The sequence below is a fragment of the uncultured Desulfovibrio sp. genome (assembly GCF_902477725.1).
Classification (GTDB): domain Bacteria; phylum Desulfobacterota; class Desulfovibrionia; order Desulfovibrionales; family Desulfovibrionaceae; genus Desulfovibrio.
The window spans coordinates 32436-51505 of record NZ_CABSIF010000007.1; the positions used below are offsets into that span (position 1 = coordinate 32436).

A 19070-nucleotide genomic window follows, 5' to 3' on the forward strand; every position below is an offset into this window, starting at 1 on the left:
ACTGCAAAATGCATGTTATATGGAATGGTGCAAAGCTGATGTGGAATGTACTGCGCTATTCGTCACGCAGGCGGCGGGACATAAGATTGTGCAGCACCTCTTGAGGATCGCTGTCTTCATACAGGATGCTGTACACCGCGTCTGTAAGCGGCGCGTCAACTTCAAGCCTGCGGGCAAGCGCGTGAATGGCGGCTGTGGTTTTAACACCTTCGGCCACCATGCCAAGGCTGGTCGTGATATGTTCAAGCTTTTCACCGCGACCCAGCCGCAGGCCTACCTGACGATTACGCGAAAGGTCGCCAGTGCAGGTGAGGGTGAGGTCGCCAAGGCCGGAAAGCCCCATGAAGGTATGCGGCTGCGCCCCGCGGGCAACACCCAGCCGGCTCATTTCTGCAAGCCCACGGGTAATGAGCGCCGCGCGGCTGTTGTGCCCAAGGCCGAGGCCGTCGCAAACGCCAGCAGCTATGGCCATGACATTTTTGACCGCGCCGCCCATTTCAACGCCCATCACATCGGTGCTGGAGTAGCAGCGAAAGGAGTTGCCGGAAAATATCTGTCGCAGCAGGTGCCCCAGGGCTTCGTCCGCCGTAGCCAGAACCACAGCCGTGGGCAGACCGCGCAGAACGTCCGCCGCAAATGACGGCCCGGAAAGCGCCGCGTAGCGGGGTGCAAGATGCCCAAGGCTCTGCTCCGTCACCTCCGCGCACGTGGCGAGGTTTGCGGTTTCAATGCCCTTGGCGGCGTTTACCAGCACCACGTTTTTGCGAAAAAAGGAGGCGTTGGCGGCAAGCCAGCCCCGCAACTGCTGGCAGGGAACTGCCAGCACAACGATTTCCCGGCCCATGACAGCAGGGTCAGTGGTTGCGGCAAGGTTGGGATGCAGGGCAAAGCCCGGCAGATAGCGCGGGTTTTCGTGGCGCTTGCACACAGCCTCGGCCACTGCGGCATCGCGCAGCCAGAGGCTGGTCTTGTAGCCGTTTGTTGCCAGCAGGTGGGCCAGGGCCGTGCCCCAGCTTCCGCCGCCCGCAACGCAGATTTCAGGATTGGACATGGTCGGCTCAGAACCCCAGATTTGATTCCTGCCCCGGTTTGTCGGGCAGTCTGTCCGTGGGAATGGACGGAGTTTCCTTGCTTGTCAGGCGGTTGCTGCCTGAACCAAAGCGCACCAGAAACATGCCGCTGAAGCGCTGGTCTTTGTACACTTCAACGCGATACAGCCTGCCCTGGCGGTCAACAGAAAAGCGGGACTGAAAATCCTTGAGGGTCATGACCTCGCCGCTTTCGTCCTTGCGGCCGCTGTCATAACCAATGGCGTTGACGCGGTAGCCTTCCGCTGGCTGCACGAGCAGGCTTTTGGTCACTTCCAGCACCTGCCCGAAGGGGGCCTCGGTCTCCCGCCCGTCCACCAGCACCCGCATGCCCGTTATGCTGTGATCCATTTCGCGCCAGTCGGGTCGGATAAGCGTGATCATGCGGTTGCCATAGTGCACGCAGTACTGGCCTTCCTCGCCCTTGGCGCAGGGCAGCACTGCCATGATGGGCTTGGATGTGACGGCCTGCGCGGGAGCATCCTTGGAAAGCGGCAGCAGATTGATGGCCGGGCGCACGTCTTCCAGCGGCAAAAAAACTTTGTTTTCTGCAAAAGTAACGTCCAGCTTGTCCAGCAGGGCGTCGCGCACTCCCTCGGGCGTAAGCGCAAAGCCGCGCGTAAATTCCACTCCAGCCTGCGCAAGAAACGATTCCACCATCAGCAGATGGTAATATGCCCTTACTTCAACAGAAAATTCCTTGCTGGCTTCCAGCCCAAAGGCTGCCTTTCCCTGCCGCACGGCGTAATAGGAAAGGCTTCTGTCCATCTCGTGATCGCCCTCGGCAGTCCTGGTATTGTGAACATGCAGGGCGTGTTGCGGGGAGAGCAGCTTGCTGTTGGCTGATTCTGCGGCCTGCCGGGCCTCGGCGCCCAAATCCCCCATGAACACGCCGTCAAGCGCTTCCTGGTCAATGATCACAGACTGCCCCCAGCGGTTGGGGTTGCGCAGCTTGTCCTCAAAGGAGGGGCGGTAATACCCGCTGCCATCATGCAGGTTGAGCACCAGCGCCACGCGGGGGTGGCTTATGAGCTCCTGAATGCGGCGCACAGTGCCAAATTCGGGGTCGCGGTCGTCAAGTTTGGCAAACTTGCGGTTCATGTCGCCGTGCAGCCCGCGCGACCTTTTGATAATGCTGGGAAAATTGAGATTCGGCACCACCCACAACACGCCCTTGCGGATGGTGTAGTGCGTGGTCAGCAGGGTCGCGGCAGAAAATCCGCCCGGTTCGTCACCCTGAATGCCGCCAACCACCAGCACCACTGCCGAAGCCGGAGCCGCCATTTGCGCGGCGGCATTAGTATCGGCGTTTGCAGCAACACTGTCGTCAGTGCGCACAATTGCGGGGATGGCCTGCGCCAGTTCCGGCGCTTCGTCGCCCAACCGGACGGTTGTAAAGTCCAGCGTAAAGTTGCCGGGTGCCGCCACTGACGGAGCAGCCACAAAAAAACAGCACAGGAAAAAGAACAGAAGGGTTTGAAAACGGCTCTTGCCGCCGCAAAATATGCTGATGATGCGTGTGGTTTGTGTTTGCATGCCTGTGGTGTTTCGCGCTGAAGGTGCAGAGGATCAGTGACCGTATTTGCCTGCCAAGAACTACGCTATTCGGCAGAAAACGGCAAGATGAACGGGGTCTGAACGGGCAAGGCTGGGGCAACTGGCAACGTGATGTCATAAGGAATTTTGTGCGGCCATGCCTGCGCGGCGTCTGCACAAAATGTCATAGGTGGCAGCATGAAACAAAGGCGCGCTGCCGTGCCTGGTCTGAAAACCAGCAATCGGGCAGCGCGCCGTGAATGGTGCAGCCCTGTGATGGCTATCACAGATTCATACGCTTATTCCGGGTCAAAACCAATGTTGCTGATGGCGGTTTTCAGGGCCTGCATATCTACGGGCCCTGTTTCTTCAAAGCGCAGCTCTTTATCCTCAAGGTTGACCTGGGGATTGGCAACGCCAGATATTTTTGCCGCAGCTTTTTCTACAGCGGCCTTGCAGTGGCCGCAACGCATGCCATTGACTTTCAGGGTTTTCATCATATCCTCCATGCAGGAAAGAGTTTTCATTTTCATCTACAGCTTACTCGCCGCCATTCGGAATGACAAGTGGAGAACCCATGAGCACAACTACGGATAAAGCCTGCCCTTTGCGTTTTGACATCAGCGGCATGCACTGCGCTGCCTGCTCCTCGCGCATTGAGCGGGTAGTGGGACGCATGGAAGGGGTGGAAAAAATCAGCGTGAACCTAGCTGCGGCCAGTGCTGAAGTGTGGCCCGGCGATGGGCAGGACAGCGACTTGCAGCAAAGGATAATGGAGCGCGTGGCCACCCTTGGGTTCAGTGCGGCTCCCGCTGCGGATGATGACGTCCCCCGCCAATTTGAAGAAGGCAAAGCCAGAGCTGCGGCAGACATTCAGGCCCGTTTGCACCGTCTGCTGCCCATGGTTGCCTTTGCCGCACCTCTGCTGGTTATCTCCATGGGCCACATGCTCGGCCTGCCATTGCCGCAGGCGCTTGATCCGCACCTTTCGCCACGCGCCTTCATGCTGGCGCAGCTTGTACTCACTTTGCCCGTAGTGTGGCTGGGCCGCCATTTCTATGTGGACGGCATCAAGGCCCTCCTGCGCAAGGCCCCGGCCATGGATAGCCTTGTGGCCGTTGGCACGGGCGCGGCCTTTTTGTTCAGCCTTGGCAACACCCTGCTGGGGCTTGCCGGCAGTGAACCTATGACACGCGCCATGAACCTGTATTATGAATCCTGCGCCGTACTGCTGACCATGATTGAATTCGGGCAGTATCTGGAGGCCGTTGCCAAGCGTCGCGCCGGTGACGCCATGGGCGCGCTTATGAGCCTGACGCCGGAAACCGCTTTGCGGCTCAACCCTGCCGATGCCGCCGCTGCGCCGGAAGAAACGCCTTTGGCTCAGGTGCGCGTGGGAGATCATCTGCTGCTGCGCCCCGGCGGGCGTGTGCCCGTTGACGGCACCGTGCTGACCGGCAAAAGCGCTGTTGACCTGTCACTGCTCACGGGCGAATCCATCCCTGTGCCCATCGGGCCGGGGGACAAGCTGGCGGCGGGCAGTGTAAACGGCGAAGGCTCACTGACTTTTGTGGCTGACGCTGTGGGCGGCAACACCCGTCTTGCCCGCATCATAAAACTGGTGCGCGAGGCTCAGGGAAGCAAGGCTCCCATCGCCCGGCTGGCCGACAGGGTAAGCTTTTATTTTGTGCCCGCCGTCATGGCCATTGCCCTTGTGGCGGCCCTTGCATGGCTTGTGTTCAGCTCTGAACCCATTACAACGCCGCTGACGATTTTTGTGGCTGTGCTGGTCATGGCCTGCCCATGCGCCATGGGCCTTGCCACGCCCATGTCCATCATGGTGGGCACGGGGCGGGGCGCACAGCTTGGCGTGCTGATCAAGAACGGCGCTGCTCTGGAGCAGGCCGGGCACATCAGCGTGCTGGCCGTGGACAAGACAGGCACCCTCACCACGGGCAAACCCGTGCTGACTGGCGTGACCCTGCTGAGTGCTCCTGCGGGTATGGACGAAAATACGCTGCTGGGCATGGCCGCCTCGCTGGAGGCGCGTTCCGAGCATCCTCTGGCTTTGGCCCTTGTGGGGGCGGCCAGGGAGCGCAATCTGGCATCCCTCCCGGTGGATGATGTGCAGGTAGCGCCCGGCATGGGTATTTCGGGCCGGGTGAAGCTGGATGGCGTGGACTATGGCCTTGCCGTGGGCAACAGAACATTCATGACTGAGCGTGGGCTCTCCGTGTCGGAAGAAGCGCAGCAAAGGCTGGCTCTGTTGGCCGAGGCCGGGCAGACGCCCTTGCTGCTGGCTCTTGAAAACAATGGCAGCACAAGCCTTGCGGGTATTCTGGCCCTTGCGGACGCCTTGCGCCCCGAATCCGCCTCTGTGGTGGCGGCCCTGCGCGGCATGGGCGTGCGCGTGGTTATGCTGACGGGTGACAATGAGCGCACAGCAAAAGCCGTGGCGGCGCTGGCTGGTGTGGAGGAAATTGCCGCTGGGCTGTTGCCCGCGGACAAGGCCGCCTATGTGCGGCGTATGCAGGATGAAGGCCACGTGGTGGGCATGGTGGGCGACGGCATCAATGATGCCCCTGCCCTGGCTGCCGCCAATGTGGGCATGGCAGTGGGAACTGGCGTGGACGTGAGCGCCGAGGCGGGCGATATCGTGCTCATGCGGGACGGTATGGAGGCCGTGCTCACGGCTCTGGCGCTCTCGCGCGCGACCATGCGCAACATCCGCCAGAATCTTTTTTGGGCATTCGGCTACAACGTGCTTGGCCTGCCTGTGGCGGCAGGGCTGCTGCATGCTTTTGGCGGCCCCATGCTTTCGCCCATGCTGGCGGGCACGGCCATGGCGCTGTCTTCCGTTTCTGTTGTTACCAACGCCCTGAGGCTGCGTTTTTTCAAAATCATACGCTAGCCGGGTGCCTGTTTCAGACATTGCGGATCAGCGTCCAGAAGTATACATCCACACGGTTGCGTTCCATTGGGGCGCAACCTTATTTTTTTAGAACTGTTACCGCCTGAAATAGCTGTTTGACTGCGGGCAAAACCCGCCTGCTCCTGTTTCGCGGCAAGGACGCTGCATGGTTCCCGTTTATTACTGGCTTCCTGCTCTGGGCTGTCTGGGCATGGGTTTTATGTTTCTGAACGTATCTGCCGTGGCGGAGCAGTTCAGGAGTCTTTTCAGCCTCAATTACGCAGGGCTTGGTGTTTTTCTCAGCGCGCCCTTTTGGGCGCACACGCTGGTGCAGGTTCCTGCGGGCCTTGTGGTGGACAGGCTGGGCACACTGCGCACACTGGCTCTCTCGGCTCTTTTGTGCGCCGCTGGCGGCTTTGTGCCATTGCTCCTGCCGCATAGCATGGTTCTGGCCGTGTGTATGCGCATGCTCATCGGGCTGGCTACGGGCTTGCTGTTTCTTTCAATGGTTTCCGCCGTCAAGACCCTGTGCCCTCCGGCCTTCATGAGCCGGGCGCAAGGCTTGCAGGGCGCGGCATTCAGCCTGGGAACAATGGTTCCCTTTATCGTGCTGCCATATTTTGGCGAAAACGGCTGGGCGGCGGCCTATATTCTGGGTGGCCTTATGTCCGTGGCCTTGCTGGCTTCGCTCTTGTGCCCGCCCCTTGCGCCGCTGCGCCGCGAAACCGGAACAAAACCAAGCTCTGCGGGCAATGTGCTGCGCGTGATGGGGCAGGTGGCGCGCAACAGGCGGCTGTGGTTTATCGGCTGCTGCCACGGATTTTCTTTCGGCACCATCACGGCTCTGGGCAACTGGCTTTCCATGATGCTGGCAGACAGTGCCAGTTCTGGGGCCGTTGCAGGCAGCAGTGGCGCAGAAGCCTGGGCATTGCCCACAAGCCTTGTGCTGCTGGCGGGTACAATGGCGCGGATTGCTGGCGGCGAACTTGGCCGCGCCTTGCCCAAGCAGAAACTGCTTGTGGGTCTTGTGCTCGGCATCGGGCTTTTTTATCTGCTTCTGGCTCTGGCGGGCAGCACATGGATGCTGCTGGCCTGCGCCTTTGCACTGGCCGTGTGCTGTGGCGGCACCTATGCCTCGGTTTTTACCCTGACCATTGAGGCCGCTGGGGCCAGCCATACGGCAACAGGCATTGGCTTCATGTCCATGCTTGCCAACTGCGTGAATGTGGGCCTGATTCTGCTGCTGGGCGTGGTGCGCGAATACTTGGGCGGCTTTGCTCCGGCGCTGGCGCTTTGCAGCGTGTGCGTGCTGCTCCTGCTTTTGTGGGGTCGCTCCATCAAGTGGCAATGCCGGGAAGAGTAAAAACGAAGGCCCGCCAAATGGCGGGCCTTCGTTTTATGCAATACTTGCGGGATCAGGGCGTCATTGCTTTCAGCACAACAACGCCGCCGATAATCATGGCAACGCCCAGCGCTCGGCCCCAGTTGAGGGCGTCGCCAAACACAGCAACGCCAAGAATGAATGTCCCCGCCGCGCCTATCCCCGTCCACACGGCGTAGGCCGTGCCCATGGGGATCTGCTTTTGAGCCAGAAAGAGCAGCCAGCCGCTCAGGGCCATGCTGGCAACGGAAAGCGAGATAGCTGCCATTCGCCATGCGGGTGCTGTTTGCGCCACCTTGAATCCGAGGGGCCAGCCTATTTCGCACAATCCCGCTGCAATGAGCGCTACCCAGGGATTCATTCCATATCACCCTCAGGAGCTTCAGGGGCTTCGTCAGTCAGGCCAAGGCGGGCCTGACGGGCGGCTTCCTGCTTGCGCTCACGTGTGCCCATGGGCTTGCGCGAATCAAAATCCGCGCTGCGATTCTGCTGGCGGGCAAAAACCAGAAAACCCGTGTGGGCTGTCATGCGGTCTTCGGGGCGCAGGCGGTCAGCCACGGGCTTCCAGCGGCGAATAAGAATCTCGCACACTTCCACATCGGCAAAGGGGCCGCGCTCAAGGCCCAGCAGCAGCTTGCTCACCTGATCCACCGTGGGCAGCAAAAAGCCGAAGCTTGCACCGGGGCGCACAGCGGCCAGGGCGTGGTCGAGGTATTCCCAGGGAGTGCGCACATCAAGGAACAGCGCGTCCGCGCCAGTTACGGCAAATCCTTCGGCCACATCGCGGTTGTGCAGCTCCACATTTTCGCCTACGCCCGCCCACTCAAGGTTGCGGCGCGCCAGCTTCATGAATTCCTCGCGGGCCTCGTGGCTCACCACGTGTCCGGTAGGGCCGCAAAACCACGAAAGCCCCGTGGTCAGGCCGCCGGAACCGCAGCCCGCCTCAATGATGGTACGGCCAGGCCCGGCGCCGAGGCGCAGGCAGATATAGGCGATATCCTTGGGGTAGATGATCTGCGTCTGACGCTTGAGGCCCTTGAGGCGGTCATACAGGGTGGCTTCCATCACCTGAATGGGCACATTCTGGTTGGTGTAGACCACAGAGCCAAGATCGGCCTGCGCCACATCGGCGGAAACAAGGGTGCCATCGTTGCTGTGCCAGTCCTGGCCTTCAACGAGGCGTTTGACATAGCGGCGGCCCTTGGGGGTTACATAGACGACAAGCGTACCGAAGGGAATCATGAGGTTCCTTTATTAGCTGCTTCAGGGCCGCGCAAGTGGCGCTTCCCTCAGGTGTCAGAAAAAATGCCTCAGTGCCGCGCTGCCGCGTCTACCGAAACAAAGCGCCAGTCGGCAACGGAAAAAAGACCGCGCGCGGTCAGCTTGAGTGAGGGAATCACGGGCAGGGCCATGAAGCTCAGAGCCATGAGCGGAGCCACATTGGCCGGAATTCCGTGCCCGTGCAGCAGACCGTGGATGGCATCCAGCGCGCGTACAACAGTTTCCGGGGCTTCGTGGGTCATCAGCCCGGCCACGGGCAGGGGCAGCTCCTCCAGAATACGGCCCTCGCTTGCAACGGCGATGCCGCCGCCCATGGCAGCCACGCGGCGCACGGCGGCCAGCATGTCTGCATCGTTATCGCCGCAGACCACAATATTGTGCGAGTCGTGGCTTACAGAGGTTGCCACTGCCGCGTTGCGCAGGCCGTATCCGGCCAGGATGCCCACGCCCACCTTGCCCGTGGCCTTGTGGCGTTCCACAACGGCCAGCTTGCACAGGCCATCGGTCTGGCGGGCGTCAAAAAGTCCATTGGTGCAGGTGACATCGTGCTCTTCGGCATCCGTCACCAGCGAGCCGGGATGCAGGCGGATAACCCGCGCACGGCCCGATGGCAGGGGCAGCGCAAACACTTCATCCGGCAGGGGCGCAAGCCGCACCGTATTGGTCAGGTCGTTCAGTGGCGGATCTGCCAACAAGGTGAGCATGCGGCCTTCTGCGGCGATCTGCCTCCCGCCCGCAAAGGTCATGCGCACATTGAAGGACGCCAGATCGTCAACCAGCACGCAGTCGGCGTCATAGCCGGGGGCAATGGCGCCCTTGCCTTGCAGTCCCTCGGCCTCGGCGGCGTTGAGGGTGCACAGGCGTACGGCGGTGACGGGATCCATGCCCAGAGCCACGGCCTTGCGCAGCACTTCATCCATATGGCCCGCCGTCAGCAGCTCGGAGGCGTGGCGGTCGTCGCAGCAGAAGGCGCAGCGGTGGCAGTTGCCGGGCGTGACCAGCGGGGCCAGCGCAGGCAGGTTGCGCGCTGCGGAGCCGTCACGCAAAAAGATGCGGCAACCGCGCATGAGGTTCTGGTGAAATTCTTCAGCCGTGGTGCATTCGTGCGTATTGGCAATGCCCGTGCACAGGTAGGCGTCGAGTTCCCTGCCCAGCAGGGCCGGGGCGTGTCCGTCAACGGGCTTGCGCCGTGAACGGCTCAGGGCAATCTTTTCCAGCACTTCCGGGTCTCCGCTGAGCACGCCGGGGTAGTTCATCATCTCGCCCAGCGAGGCAACGTGCGGGTCGTCCATGAAGGGTGCCAGGTCTTTGGCTTGCAGCACAGCGCCGCTGTCTTCAAAAGGTGTGGCCGGAACGCATGAAGGCAGTGCCAGAAAGATGCTCAGGGGCAGGGTTTGGGCGCTGGCAAGCAAGAAGCGCAAGGCCGCGGTGCCGCATACGTTTGCCAGTTCGTGCGGGTCGGCCACCACGGATGTGGTGCCGTGGGGCAGGGCCATTTCGGCAAAGCGCGCCGGAGTGACCATGCTGGATTCCAGATGAATGTGGGCATCGATGAAACCGGGCAGCAGATAGGCCCCCTGGGCATCCACCACTTCGCGGGCTTCGCGCTGGCCGAACCCCAGAAAAACGCCGTCTCCGATGGCTACGGAATCCTGCCGCACCAGACCGGAAAAAACATCAACAACTCTGGCGTTTGTGATGAGTATATCCGCCGGTTCGCTTCCGGCGGCCATGTAGATGCGGTGCTTCATGGCGGTCTCCGCCCCGCAGGGCAGGCTGCACCACGCCGGGGCGTTTGCAGGATGGAAATTTCGGCTTTTGCCGGGTGGTCTTGTCTGCGCCGCGTCACGCACGGGAATTGCATCGCCTTTCTGGCTGATGCAATTCCCGTGCGTGACGGTGGCTTTAAATGTCTGGCTTCTGAGTTCTGCGCTTAGAACATCTGGCGCATCAGGTCTTCGCCGCCTTCCGAGGTATCCACTGCCGTCCCATCGGCTGTGGTGGGGGAGGTGGCTGATGCGCCCTGCATGGGCTGGTCGGCCTTGAAGGCCAGGCCATCGGCCATCACAATGCCCTCGGGCATTACAAAGTCGTCCTTGGGATACCGGTCTTCCACCTCACTGCGGTAGTAGCGGAAGATGGGGGCGGCAGTGCGCCCGCCCTGCTCAAGACGGCCAAGGCTTTGCACCTGATCGTAGCCCACGTAGACGCCGGTCACGAGATAGGGCGAAAAACCCATGAACCACGCATCGCGTTCATCGTTGGTGGTGCCGGTTTTACCCGCTATGATGCGCCCTTCGATCTTGGCGCGTCCGCCTGTGCCGGAATTGACAACTTCCTTGAGCAGGGTGTCCATAATATAGGCGTTCTGTGGGCTGACGGCCTGCCAGTGTTCCACTTCCTGCCTGTAGAGCACCCGGCCCTGCGGGTCGCTGATGGAGGTGATGATGCGCGGGCGCACCCCCAACCCCTGGTTGGCAAAGGCTGCGTAGGCCTGCGTAAGGTTAAGCGGCGACACGGCCACAGCGCCGAGGCTGATGGCCAGCTCCTGCGGAAAGTGCGGTTCAAGCCCCAGAGCCTTGGCGCGCTGCACGACATTGGCTATGCCAACCTGCTGCGCCACGCGCACGGTGCAGGTATTGCGCGAAAGGGCCAGAGCCGTGTGCAGGGGCAATTCGCCCTTGTAGTTATGCTCGTAGTTTGAGGGCCGCCACACTTCATTGGTGTAAGGGTTCACATACACAAAGGGGGCGTCCAGCACCGTGGAGGCGGGCGTAAAGCCAAAGTCCATGGCCGTGGAATAGACCACTGGCTTGAAGCTGGAGCCGGGCTGACGGCGTGCCTGGGTTGCGCGGTTAAAGTGGCTGTCGCCAAACTGGTAGCCGCCGATAAGGGCCACAACGTCGCCGCTCTGCGGTTCCACGGAGGCAATGGCCCCCTGCACCAGCGGGTCTTGCTGCAAGCGCAGATGGATGGGGGTATTCTTTTTGACCGCAGAGGAATCAAAAGGAATGGTTTTCTGCTCTTTACGACCCTTGGCATTGGTTTCCGTAACCGTGATTTCTTCGGCGGAAACCCATATCACATCGCCAACCGCCACCACCTGTCGAGGGTCTTTGATGGCTGGCGCGTTGGCAGCCGCAACCTTGGGGTTGGGCTTGCGCGCCCAGGACATGGCCGAAACCGGCACAATACCCGTATAGCCCTGGCCCAGAGCCACTTTGACTTCCTTGGTGTCCACGGCGGTCACGAGGGCTTTCACCCAGTCGCCGCCAGCGAGATCAAGGGGAGAAAACTGGTTCTTCGCCAGAAATTCTTTTTGTTTTGCAGAATCAAGCTGCTCCACAGGGCCGCGCCAGCCCTGGCGTTTATCCAGATCTTCCAGCCCACGGCGCAAGGCCGCGCCAGCCGCGGTCTGATGTGCAGGATCCATGGCGGTTTGCACGGTCAGGCCCGCTTCATACACGTAATCCGCACCGTACTTGGTGGTTTCCACCCCCAGAGCGCGGAGGTTGGATTCCGTAAAAAATTCCACCAGCAGGCGGCGGGCTTCTTCAAGATACCACTGCGCCGCACCGCCCATGCCCTCGGGCATGCTCCAGTAGACCAGCGGCTCGGCCACGGCCTGATCATACTCGGCCTGGGTGATCCATTTGAGGTCGCGCAGACGGCCAAGCACGTACATCTGCCGGTTCTTGGCTTCTTCCGGCCTGCGGAAGGGATTGTAAGAACTGGGGGCCTTGGGCAGGCCCGCGATGACGGCGCTTTCGGCCAGGGTGATGTCAGAGGCGTGCTTGCCAAAATAGGTACGGGCAGCCGACTCCACGCCAAAGGCGTGTTCACCTAGGTATATCTGGTTCAGATATATGGTAAGGATCTGATCCTTGGTGAAGTTCCTTTCAAGCTGATAGGCCAGAATGGCCTCTTTCATCTTGCGGGTATAGCTGCGCTCGGATGTGAGCAGCAATTGCTTGATGAGCTGCTGTGTAATGGTGCTGCCGCCCTCACCCTGACGCCCCTTGCGGAAGTTGTTGATGGCGGCGCGCGCGATGGCTACGGGGTCAATACCCATGTGCCTGTAGAACGCGTCGTCTTCCGCAGCCAGAAAAGACATGGGCAGATAGCGCGACATGTCCTTGAGTCCAATGACAAAGCGCTTTTCGTGATAGAGGGTACCAAGGGTTGAACCGTCGCGCGCCAGAACGACAGTAGCCTGCGGCTGCTTGTATTCGGCGATACGGTTCAGGTCGGGCAGGTCGCGCGAGGCCCAGTAAAAAAGCATGGTCACCGCACCGCCGCCCAGAAGGCCGCAGACTATAACGATGCCCATAAACCAGAGGGCGCATTTTTTCAGGGACAGACGAATTTTCATGGCAGGGCGATACCGTTTTTTTGGCCCGGCGTAAAGGGAGGGAAGAGTAGCGCGGGCTGATGAGAAGATATGAAATGTTGCCAGAAAGGCAAGCCCCGGCGGGCGCGCCGCACGGTATGGGCGGTGCATGCCCGCGCAGGGCGGTGTGGGCAAAAAAAAGCGGAAGGTTTCCCTTCCGCTTTTTTCCAAAATGTTGCGGCTGGACTACACGCAGCCAGTGGGCTTGGGCAGGCCGGCCATTTTGCAGGCGCCTTTGCCGGGGCCGGAGGGGAAGAGTTCGTACACTTCCTTCAGCTTGTAGCCGGTGTTCTTGGAAAGAATACGGACCATGGGGGCGATGCCGTTCTTCTTGTAGTAGTCCTGCAGGAAGTCAAGGATCTTCTGGTGATCAGCATTGATCTCAGAGATGCCTTCGGATTCCTTCACATAGTCCATCCATTCGGGGCACCAGTCGTCAAAACGCAGAAGGAAACCGTCTTCGTCAACTTCAAAGCTTTTACCTTTATAGGTGATCTCAGCCATGCGTGTGTCCTCCTTGGACAGCTATTGCTCAACCTCGCCGGGGCGGACGCCCAGGCGTTTCACAACCGGATATTTCCGGCCGAATTCCTCCGTTGGGCGCGAAAGCATACCGCAATCACAACGAGAGTCCTTATGACACAAATAATTTTTGATGGCAAGTCCTGTGCATCTTTTTTGCTCTTGCCCCACTTTTTTTGTTGCGGCTTTTGTTGAGCAATTCAGATGTCATAGGATAAATATGATTAAATTGTAGGGATTTAGTGCTGGCAATAGAGCACTTTGCCGAGCTTGCCGACTCCGTCCATAAGTTCCTGCTCGGCCTTGGAATTTTCAAGGTCGCGCACACGGATGAACAGGTGGCGGTTGCCATCGGCATTGGAGACGGTCAGCACCGAGAGCAAACGGGCATTGTGCGCGCGCAGCAGGTCAAACAGGGGGCGCGCCGTGCCGGGCTGGTCGGGCAATTCTATGGCAAACTGCAAGCCGCCCATGCGTGCGCCGGTGATGTCGACCAGAGCCTTGAAAACATCGTGGTCAGAAATGATGCCCACAAGCTTGCCGCTGTCGTCCACCACGGGCAAGCCGCCAACCTTGTTGTCCAGCATGATCAGGGCTGCCTGCTCGACAGTGTCGGTCGGTTTGACGGTGATGGGCTTGGCCGTCATAATGTTTTTGGCCTTCAGCTCGGCCAGCAGATAGTGCATTTCGTACATGTCGAGCGTGGTGGCCTTGGAGGGGGAGGCGTCGCGCACGTCGCGGTCAGAAATAATGCCAACGACCTGACCGTTTTCATCAACAACCGGGATGCGGCGGATGTGGTGATCCTTCATGAGCTTGCCCACTTTGAGCAGCGATGTATCGGGGCCAACGCTGACAACATCGGTGGTCATCCAATTCTGTACAGGCATGCTTCCCTCCGGGGGGATATGTTTCAGGTTATAACGGCGTGGTCGCAGCGACCCGCACGATCCTTTTATACACCAATGTGCCGAGGCTGCACAAGTGCGCGTGCTCAGTTTGCGCGCGCAGACACATTTGGAAGGGGCCGATATGCTTTTATATCTTGATTGCTCTGGCGGCATCAGCGGGGATATGACCCTTGCGGCCCTTGCGCACCTTGGGGTGGATTATGCCCCGCTGGCTGCTGTTCTGGCCCGCGCTGGCGTGGATTGCCGCATTGACGCCCGGGGCGAAACACGGTCCGGCGGGCCGGGTCAGATGGTTGCCGTAAGCTGGAATGCCGGAGGGCAGCCTCTACGGCATCCGGCGGATATCGCCGCCATATTTGAAAAGGTTGACGTTTCGCCCGGTGTGCGCAGCCGCGCGCTGGCAGCCCTGAACGCGCTGACCGAGGCCGAGGCGTACGCGCACCAGATTGCCCCGGCTGAGGTGCACTTTCACGAGGTGGGGGCCATCGATACCCTTGTGGATATTCTGGGTGCGGCATATGCCGTGGAGGCCTTGGGCGTGAACCGGATATGTGCCTCGCCGCTGCCCTGGTTTTCCGGCAGTGTGGAGTGCGCCCACGGGCGCATCCCGCTGCCAGCGCCCGCAACGGCCTACCTTATGCGCGGCAAGCCGGTTTTTGCCACAGATGCGCGCGAGGAGCTTGTTACGCCCACGGGCGCAGCCCTGGTGCACGCCCTGGTAGACCAGTTTGTTCCCGGCCCGGATGGCATTGCCGTTGCGCTTGGCACAGGCTACGGCTCCCGCCCCGCGCCCACGGGCCTGCGGGCGTGGCTTGTGGAAGACGGCGCAGGCGGCGCTGACCATGTGCTTGGCGGGCGCGAGAAGGTTATGCAGTTCGAGAGCCATATTGATCACCTCAGCGGCGAAGACCTGGGTATGGCGCTGGAGGCGCTCTCCGCCATGCCGGAGGTTCTTGACGTGCTGTGGCTGCCGGGTGTGGGCAAGAAAAACCGCCCAGCCGGATTGCTGCGAGTGCTGTGCCTGCCCGGGCAGAGAGATTGTGTGGAAAATGCCGTGTTGCGCCACACCCATACGCTGGGTCTGCGCGAACAGACGCTTGATCGCGTGGTTGCGCCGCGTCGCGCCGTTTCAGTGGAGATGGCGGGGCAGAGCCTTGCAGCCAAGGAGTATTCTATTGAAGGGCAAACGTATGTGCGCCCCGAGGCAGACGCGCTCAAGGCCGCAGCCCGGCTTAGCGGCGTGGGCGTCCCGGCCCTGCGCAATGCGTGCGCCAAAAACTGATGGGCCTTTTTGCGGTGCAAGTTCTGCTCCTTGTATCCTGCGGGTTGGCGCGCTAACGGCTTTTTAACATAAAGTTCCGTAGCATGGCTGCCATCTTGCGCACAGGCTCGAGCTGGCGTAAGGAGGCAATGGGCGAAATGCCCACCCAAGGAGGAACTTTATGCGTATGAAATATGTGTTGAAACCGTTGGCGCTGAGCGCCCTTGCCGTGGGCCTGCTTTTTGTGGGCACCCCTGCCGTGCAGGCGGCCCAGAATGGAGATGCCCCGCAAGGGTACAAACAGAAGGGCGACCGTGACGGGCGTCAGGACGCTGATCGTGGCGGGCGGCATGATGACCGCAAGGACAGCAAGAACCACCCCAATGGGCGCATGGACGGACGCCACGACAACCGCAGCGCACAGGGCGAAAAAATGGGCAAGCCCCGCTACGACAACGACAAGGGCGACCGCCGCAGCTCCCGTGGCGACGAGATGGGCCGCCCGCGCGATGACCGCCGTCCCCCGCGCGACATGCAGCAGCGCGACTCCCAGAAGGGGCAGCGCCCCGCTGCGCGCCCTGCCGACAATGACGACGACGTGCGCAATTAGTTCCGGGGTGCTCCCCCGCTGATAATGGGCCGTGCGCTCTGCACGCCGCCCGATTATGATAAAAGCCTTCCGCTTCGGAGGGCTTTTTTGTTTGGTTTGCGCTCCCGTCTTCTGGTGCGCGTCCGACACTCCTTTTCCGCATGGACATGCATGCTGTCAGCGTTGGCAGAAAGACCAGGTTTATTGTCATTGTTGCCAGCCGCTGCCATGCCCTAGGATGCGTGCATAACTTCAACGCCGGGGTGTTCCATTATCCGGCAAACAAGGAGATGTGTATGCACCAGAATATTCAGCGACGTCTGCAACCACTGGCCCTTTTGTTGGCGCTGCTTGCAGCGTTCTGGCCCATTGGCGTGCAGGCGCAAGCCGGGCAAGCATCCGCTCAGGTGGAAAATGGCGATATGTATGATGCCGTTCCCAAGCCTGCCTCAAGACATCTGACACTTGGCGTTTTGCTCTTCCCCGGATTTGAAATGCTGGATGCCTACGGCCCCATGGAAATGTGGGGCAGCCTCAAAAACGCCCCTACCAGGTTTTGGGGAGAAGAATCAGACCGTGTGGACATCAGGCTCGTGACTGTGGCAGCGCAGAAGGGGGCGGTGGCTTCCAATCAGGGGCCAAAAACACTGGCGGAGTACAGCTATGCTGACGCCCCTGCGCTGGACTATCTGCTTGTCCCTGGCGGCATAGGCGTCATCCCCTTGTTGCAGGACAAAGCAACCCTGAGCTGGGTACGGGCGCAGGCCAAAAACACCAAGCTCGTCATGTCTGTGTGCAACGGGGCTTCGCTGCTTGCCGCCGCAGGGCTGTTGGACGGCAGACTCGCCACCACCAACAAGATGGCGTTCAAGGCTTCCATTGCCCCGGGGCCCAAGGTGCGATGGGTCGCCAAGGCCCGTTGGGTTGACGGCGGTTCTGTAGTGACGTCGTCGGGAGTTTCTGCCGGTATGGACATGACCATTGCGGTCATAGCCCGCCTGTTCGGTCAGCCGCTGAGCGACTGGGTGGCGCTTGTGACGGAGTACGAGCCCCACCGTGACCCTTCCTGGGATCCTTTTGCCGCAAAGGCTGGGTTGGCGGAATAGTATGGTCTGATTAACGTGTGCCGCAGCCAGGCGCTTGGGCCTGTGCGACTGACAATAAACCGTTCAGGCGGCGCACCATAAAAAAGCAGCAGCGTCCTTTTGGGGACGCTGCTGCTTTCAGTCAGGGCAGCCTGGGCTTAACCCTGGCATTTCTTTTTGAGGGCCTCGGCAATGGTGACGCCCATCTGGTGGCAGGCCTTGAGGGCCTCGTGATCAGGCCGCCAGTTGCACTTCACGGGTTCAGCGGGCATTTCCATGTTCATGGAGGCAAGCTGTTCGTGCAGATACTTGGGGCCTTCGCCCGACCAGCCGTAGGAGCCGAACGCGCCGCCAATGCGGTTCAGGGGGCGCAGGCCCTTCATATAGGTGAGCTGGGCGGCTACGAGCGGCAGCACGGTGTTGTTGTGGGTGGGCGAACCGGCAATAACCGCACCGCAGTCGGCCAGTTCGGTCATGACGGCGCTGTGGTGGTTCTGCTTCACGCTCATAATGCGCGTGGGAACGCCGTTTTCTTCCAGGCCGCTGCAAATGGCGTAGGCCATGGTTTCTGTGGACTGCCACATGGTGTCGTAAAAAACGAGCGCGCGCTGCTGGGGCTTCTGCTCGGCCATGGCGCGATACATGTCGATGATGCCGCGCACGGCCTTTTCACCCCTGTGGATGAGGCCGTGGTCAGGGGCAATCATGTCGATATCAAGTTTTTCCACCACGGGCAGGGTCTTGAGAACCATGGGGGAGTAGGGCAGCACGATGTTGAAGTAGTATTCCTTGACGCGGCGCGTGTACTCGCCGTCGTCGCCGAATTCATCAACAAAGCGGGCAGAGCTGGCGATGTTCTGGCCAAAAATGTCGTTGCTGACCAGCAGCTTGTCTTCAGGAATGTAAGAAACCATGCTGTCGGGCCAGTGCAGCATGCGGGTTTCCTGAAATACGATGGTGCGCTTGCCGATGTTGATGCTGTCGCCGCTTTTCACGGCCTGCACGGGCCAGTTTTTGCAGTCAAAGTAGCCAGCCATGGATTTGAGGCCGGTCTGCGACACAAAAATCTTTTCCGGCTTGCAGCGCTCAATAATGGCTTCCAGCGCGCCTGCGTGGTCCAGTTCCATGTGGTTGCAGATGATGTAGTCGATTTTTTCCGGCTCAAGCACCTGGGCCATGCGGCACAGCAGGGTGCCCTCGCAGCCCGAGGCGACGGTATCAAGCAGGACGTTTTTTTCGTCCTTGATCAGGTAGGCGTTGTAGGTCGAACCGTCAGGCGAGCGGGAATAACCGTGAAAATCCCTGTGATCGTAGTCGACAAAGCCGACCCAGAAAATATCTTTTTTTATTTCTACTGGCTGCATAGTGTGTCTCCGCAGTGTTGGGGAATCCCCTTCTATAAAAATCCCCGCCCTGCCTTAGGGCAAGGCAAAGCGGGGGAAAGAACGGGGAAAGGGAAAAATTAGGCAGGGGTGAACTGGTCTTTACCCACGCCGCAAACGGGGCAGGTCCAGTCATCGGGCAGATCTTCAAAAGGCACGTTGTCGTTTTCAGCGGGGTCGTATTCGTAGCCGCAAACGCCGCAAACATACTTTTGCATGGCATGTCTCCTGAATATATAATTGTGGCTTGATGCCGTTGTAACAAATGGGAACCGCTCGGTTCCTGCATCAGAAAAAACTAGTTTTCCGCCTTCCAGTGACCGTGTAGATTGCAGTATTCACGGGCGGTAACCTTGGCAGCGTCAATGGCAAAGAAGGCTTCGGGCGCATCGCCGGGCTTCAGGAACTTGGTGTAGCTCCTGCCGTCGGCCAGCAGCTCGATCCATTCAATGTAGTGCTTTTCTTCCATGGGGTGGGCAACGCTGCCGACCTTGACCATGTAGCCGCCTTCAACCTTTTCAATAACAGGCACGTGCTTTTCAAGCGCGCCGTCAGTTGCGCCTTCGACCATCAGCTTCATGGGGTCGCCACAGCAGACGATGTCTGCGCCGCCGCCGTGGAGAACTTCAACGATATTGCCGCAGTGGGTACACTTATACACTTCGAGTTGCGTGGGCATGAGTCCCTCACTTGTTTTGACAGGTTAGCCTGGGGGGAGGCGGCTGAGCATGCC

General features: G+C 60.2%; 17 protein-coding genes. 5 read left to right on the forward strand and 12 right to left on the reverse strand.

Features of this window, described 5'->3' with window-relative positions:
- Nucleotides 1-55 precede the first annotated feature (55 nt).
- The 3 genes from RDK48_RS07865 to RDK48_RS07875 form a co-directional block, all read right to left on the reverse strand.
- Nucleotides 56-1051, reverse strand: coding sequence for an NAD(P)H-dependent glycerol-3-phosphate dehydrogenase (locus tag RDK48_RS07865; RefSeq protein WP_298995023.1), 996 nt, complete (start codon nucleotides 1049-1051; stop codon nucleotides 56-58).
- A 7-nt stretch (nucleotides 1052-1058) separates the two neighbouring features.
- Entirely contained in the window at nucleotides 1059-2624 is a 1566-nt protein-coding gene (locus tag RDK48_RS07870) for a M99 family carboxypeptidase catalytic domain-containing protein (RefSeq protein WP_298995020.1), read from the reverse strand.
- Nucleotides 2625-2923: 299 nt separating this feature from the next.
- Nucleotides 2924-3121, reverse strand: coding sequence for a heavy-metal-associated domain-containing protein (locus RDK48_RS07875; protein ID WP_298995017.1), 198 nt, complete (start codon nucleotides 3119-3121; stop codon nucleotides 2924-2926).
- Between the two features lie 80 nt (nucleotides 3122-3201).
- Between RDK48_RS07875 and RDK48_RS07880 the strand changes: the two genes are divergently transcribed.
- Complete coding sequence (locus RDK48_RS07880) at nucleotides 3202-5535, forward strand: cation-translocating P-type ATPase (RefSeq protein WP_298995014.1); 2334 nt, start codon at nucleotides 3202-3204, stop codon at nucleotides 5533-5535.
- Between the two features lie 166 nt (nucleotides 5536-5701).
- On the forward strand, nucleotides 5702-6898 hold the full coding sequence (locus tag RDK48_RS07885; RefSeq protein ID WP_298995009.1) for a nitrate/nitrite transporter: 1197 nt from the start codon (nucleotides 5702-5704) through the stop codon (nucleotides 6896-6898).
- A 52-nt stretch (nucleotides 6899-6950) separates the two neighbouring features.
- On the opposite strand, the gene RDK48_RS07890 is transcribed toward RDK48_RS07885, so the two are convergent.
- The 6 genes from RDK48_RS07890 to RDK48_RS07915 all read right to left on the reverse strand — a co-directional run bounded on the left by RDK48_RS07890 (nucleotide 6951) and on the right by RDK48_RS07915 (nucleotide 13999).
- Nucleotides 6951-7277: a multidrug efflux SMR transporter gene (locus RDK48_RS07890; RefSeq protein ID WP_192112247.1), complete on the reverse strand. Its 327-nt coding sequence runs from the start codon at nucleotides 7275-7277 to the stop codon at nucleotides 6951-6953.
- Nucleotides 7274-8158 (reverse strand): tRNA (adenine-N1)-methyltransferase, encoded by an 885-nt coding sequence (locus tag RDK48_RS07895; RefSeq protein ID WP_298995005.1) that lies wholly within the window; start codon nucleotides 8156-8158, stop codon nucleotides 7274-7276. The genes RDK48_RS07890 and RDK48_RS07895 overlap by 4 nt, the downstream gene beginning before the upstream one ends.
- A 68-nt stretch (nucleotides 8159-8226) precedes the next feature.
- A complete protein-coding gene (ade, locus tag RDK48_RS07900) occupies nucleotides 8227-9948 on the reverse strand; it encodes an adenine deaminase (protein ID WP_298995003.1) in 1722 nt (573 codons plus the stop codon).
- 182 nt (nucleotides 9949-10130) lie between these two features.
- The gene (locus RDK48_RS07905) at nucleotides 10131-12569 is read right to left on the reverse strand and encodes a penicillin-binding protein 1A (protein ID WP_298995001.1); all 2439 of its coding nucleotides are present in this window, start codon (nucleotides 12567-12569) and stop codon (nucleotides 10131-10133) included.
- Between the two features lie 204 nt (nucleotides 12570-12773).
- On the reverse strand, nucleotides 12774-13091 hold the full coding sequence (locus tag RDK48_RS07910; protein WP_022657697.1) for a TusE/DsrC/DsvC family sulfur relay protein: 318 nt from the start codon (nucleotides 13089-13091) through the stop codon (nucleotides 12774-12776).
- Nucleotides 13092-13348: 257 nt separating this feature from the next.
- The gene (locus RDK48_RS07915; protein WP_298994998.1) at nucleotides 13349-13999 is read right to left on the reverse strand and encodes a CBS and ACT domain-containing protein; all 651 of its coding nucleotides are present in this window, start codon (nucleotides 13997-13999) and stop codon (nucleotides 13349-13351) included.
- A gap of 142 nt (nucleotides 14000-14141) precedes the next feature.
- Between RDK48_RS07915 and RDK48_RS07920 the strand changes: the two genes are divergently transcribed.
- The 3 genes from RDK48_RS07920 (at nucleotide 14142) to RDK48_RS07930 (ending at nucleotide 16976) form a co-directional block, all read left to right on the forward strand.
- Nucleotides 14142-15302 (forward strand): LarC family nickel insertion protein, encoded by a 1161-nt coding sequence (locus RDK48_RS07920; RefSeq protein ID WP_298994996.1) that lies wholly within the window; start codon nucleotides 14142-14144, stop codon nucleotides 15300-15302.
- A gap of 160 nt (nucleotides 15303-15462) precedes the next feature.
- On the forward strand, nucleotides 15463-15891 hold the full coding sequence (locus tag RDK48_RS07925; protein ID WP_298994994.1) for a hypothetical protein: 429 nt from the start codon (nucleotides 15463-15465) through the stop codon (nucleotides 15889-15891).
- A 275-nt stretch (nucleotides 15892-16166) separates the two neighbouring features.
- The gene (locus RDK48_RS07930; RefSeq protein WP_298994991.1) at nucleotides 16167-16976 is read left to right on the forward strand and encodes a DJ-1/PfpI family protein; all 810 of its coding nucleotides are present in this window, start codon (nucleotides 16167-16169) and stop codon (nucleotides 16974-16976) included.
- A 137-nt stretch (nucleotides 16977-17113) separates the two neighbouring features.
- On the opposite strand, the gene RDK48_RS07935 is transcribed toward RDK48_RS07930, so the two are convergent.
- The 3 genes from RDK48_RS07935 to RDK48_RS07945 form a co-directional block, all read right to left on the reverse strand.
- Nucleotides 17114-18319: an FprA family A-type flavoprotein gene (locus RDK48_RS07935; RefSeq protein WP_298994988.1), complete on the reverse strand. Its 1206-nt coding sequence runs from the start codon at nucleotides 18317-18319 to the stop codon at nucleotides 17114-17116.
- 98 nt (nucleotides 18320-18417) lie between these two features.
- Nucleotides 18418-18555, reverse strand: a complete 138-nt coding sequence (locus RDK48_RS07940; protein ID WP_022657703.1) for a rubredoxin — start codon at nucleotides 18553-18555, stop codon at nucleotides 18418-18420.
- Nucleotides 18556-18635: 80 nt separating this feature from the next.
- Entirely contained in the window at nucleotides 18636-19016 is a 381-nt protein-coding gene (locus RDK48_RS07945) for a desulfoferrodoxin (RefSeq protein WP_192112255.1), read from the reverse strand.
- Nucleotides 19017-19070: the final 54 nt, after the last annotated feature.

Coding starts and splice junctions, on each gene's coding strand:
- RDK48_RS07870 (WP_298995020.1), bottom strand. CDS start 2,624: ATGCAAACACAAACCACACGCATCATCAGCATATTTTGCGGCGGCAAG.
- RDK48_RS07885 (WP_298995009.1), top strand. CDS start 5,702: ATGGTTCCCGTTTATTACTGGCTTCCTGCTCTGGGCTGTCTGGGCATG.
- RDK48_RS07945 (WP_192112255.1), bottom strand. CDS start 19,016: ATGCCCACGCAACTCGAAGTGTATAAGTGTACCCACTGCGGCAATATC.
- ade (WP_298995003.1), bottom strand. CDS start 9,948: ATGAAGCACCGCATCTACATGGCCGCCGGAAGCGAACCGGCGGATATA.
- RDK48_RS07865 (WP_298995023.1), bottom strand. CDS start 1,051: ATGTCCAATCCTGAAATCTGCGTTGCGGGCGGCGGAAGCTGGGGCACG.
- RDK48_RS07880 (WP_298995014.1), top strand. CDS start 3,202: ATGAGCACAACTACGGATAAAGCCTGCCCTTTGCGTTTTGACATCAGC.
- RDK48_RS07875 (WP_298995017.1), bottom strand. CDS start 3,121: ATGAAAACCCTGAAAGTCAATGGCATGCGTTGCGGCCACTGCAAGGCC.
- RDK48_RS07940 (WP_022657703.1), bottom strand. CDS start 18,555: ATGCAAAAGTATGTTTGCGGCGTTTGCGGCTACGAATACGACCCCGCT.
- RDK48_RS07930 (WP_298994991.1), top strand. CDS start 16,167: ATGCACCAGAATATTCAGCGACGTCTGCAACCACTGGCCCTTTTGTTG.
- RDK48_RS07910 (WP_022657697.1), bottom strand. CDS start 13,091: ATGGCTGAGATCACCTATAAAGGTAAAAGCTTTGAAGTTGACGAAGAC.
- RDK48_RS07920 (WP_298994996.1), top strand. CDS start 14,142: ATGCTTTTATATCTTGATTGCTCTGGCGGCATCAGCGGGGATATGACC.
- RDK48_RS07925 (WP_298994994.1), top strand. CDS start 15,463: ATGCGTATGAAATATGTGTTGAAACCGTTGGCGCTGAGCGCCCTTGCC.
- RDK48_RS07895 (WP_298995005.1), bottom strand. CDS start 8,158: ATGATTCCCTTCGGTACGCTTGTCGTCTATGTAACCCCCAAGGGCCGC.
- RDK48_RS07905 (WP_298995001.1), bottom strand. CDS start 12,569: ATGAAAATTCGTCTGTCCCTGAAAAAATGCGCCCTCTGGTTTATGGGC.
- RDK48_RS07915 (WP_298994998.1), bottom strand. CDS start 13,999: ATGCCTGTACAGAATTGGATGACCACCGATGTTGTCAGCGTTGGCCCC.
- RDK48_RS07935 (WP_298994988.1), bottom strand. CDS start 18,319: ATGCAGCCAGTAGAAATAAAAAAAGATATTTTCTGGGTCGGCTTTGTC.
- RDK48_RS07890 (WP_192112247.1), bottom strand. CDS start 7,277: ATGAATCCCTGGGTAGCGCTCATTGCAGCGGGATTGTGCGAAATAGGC.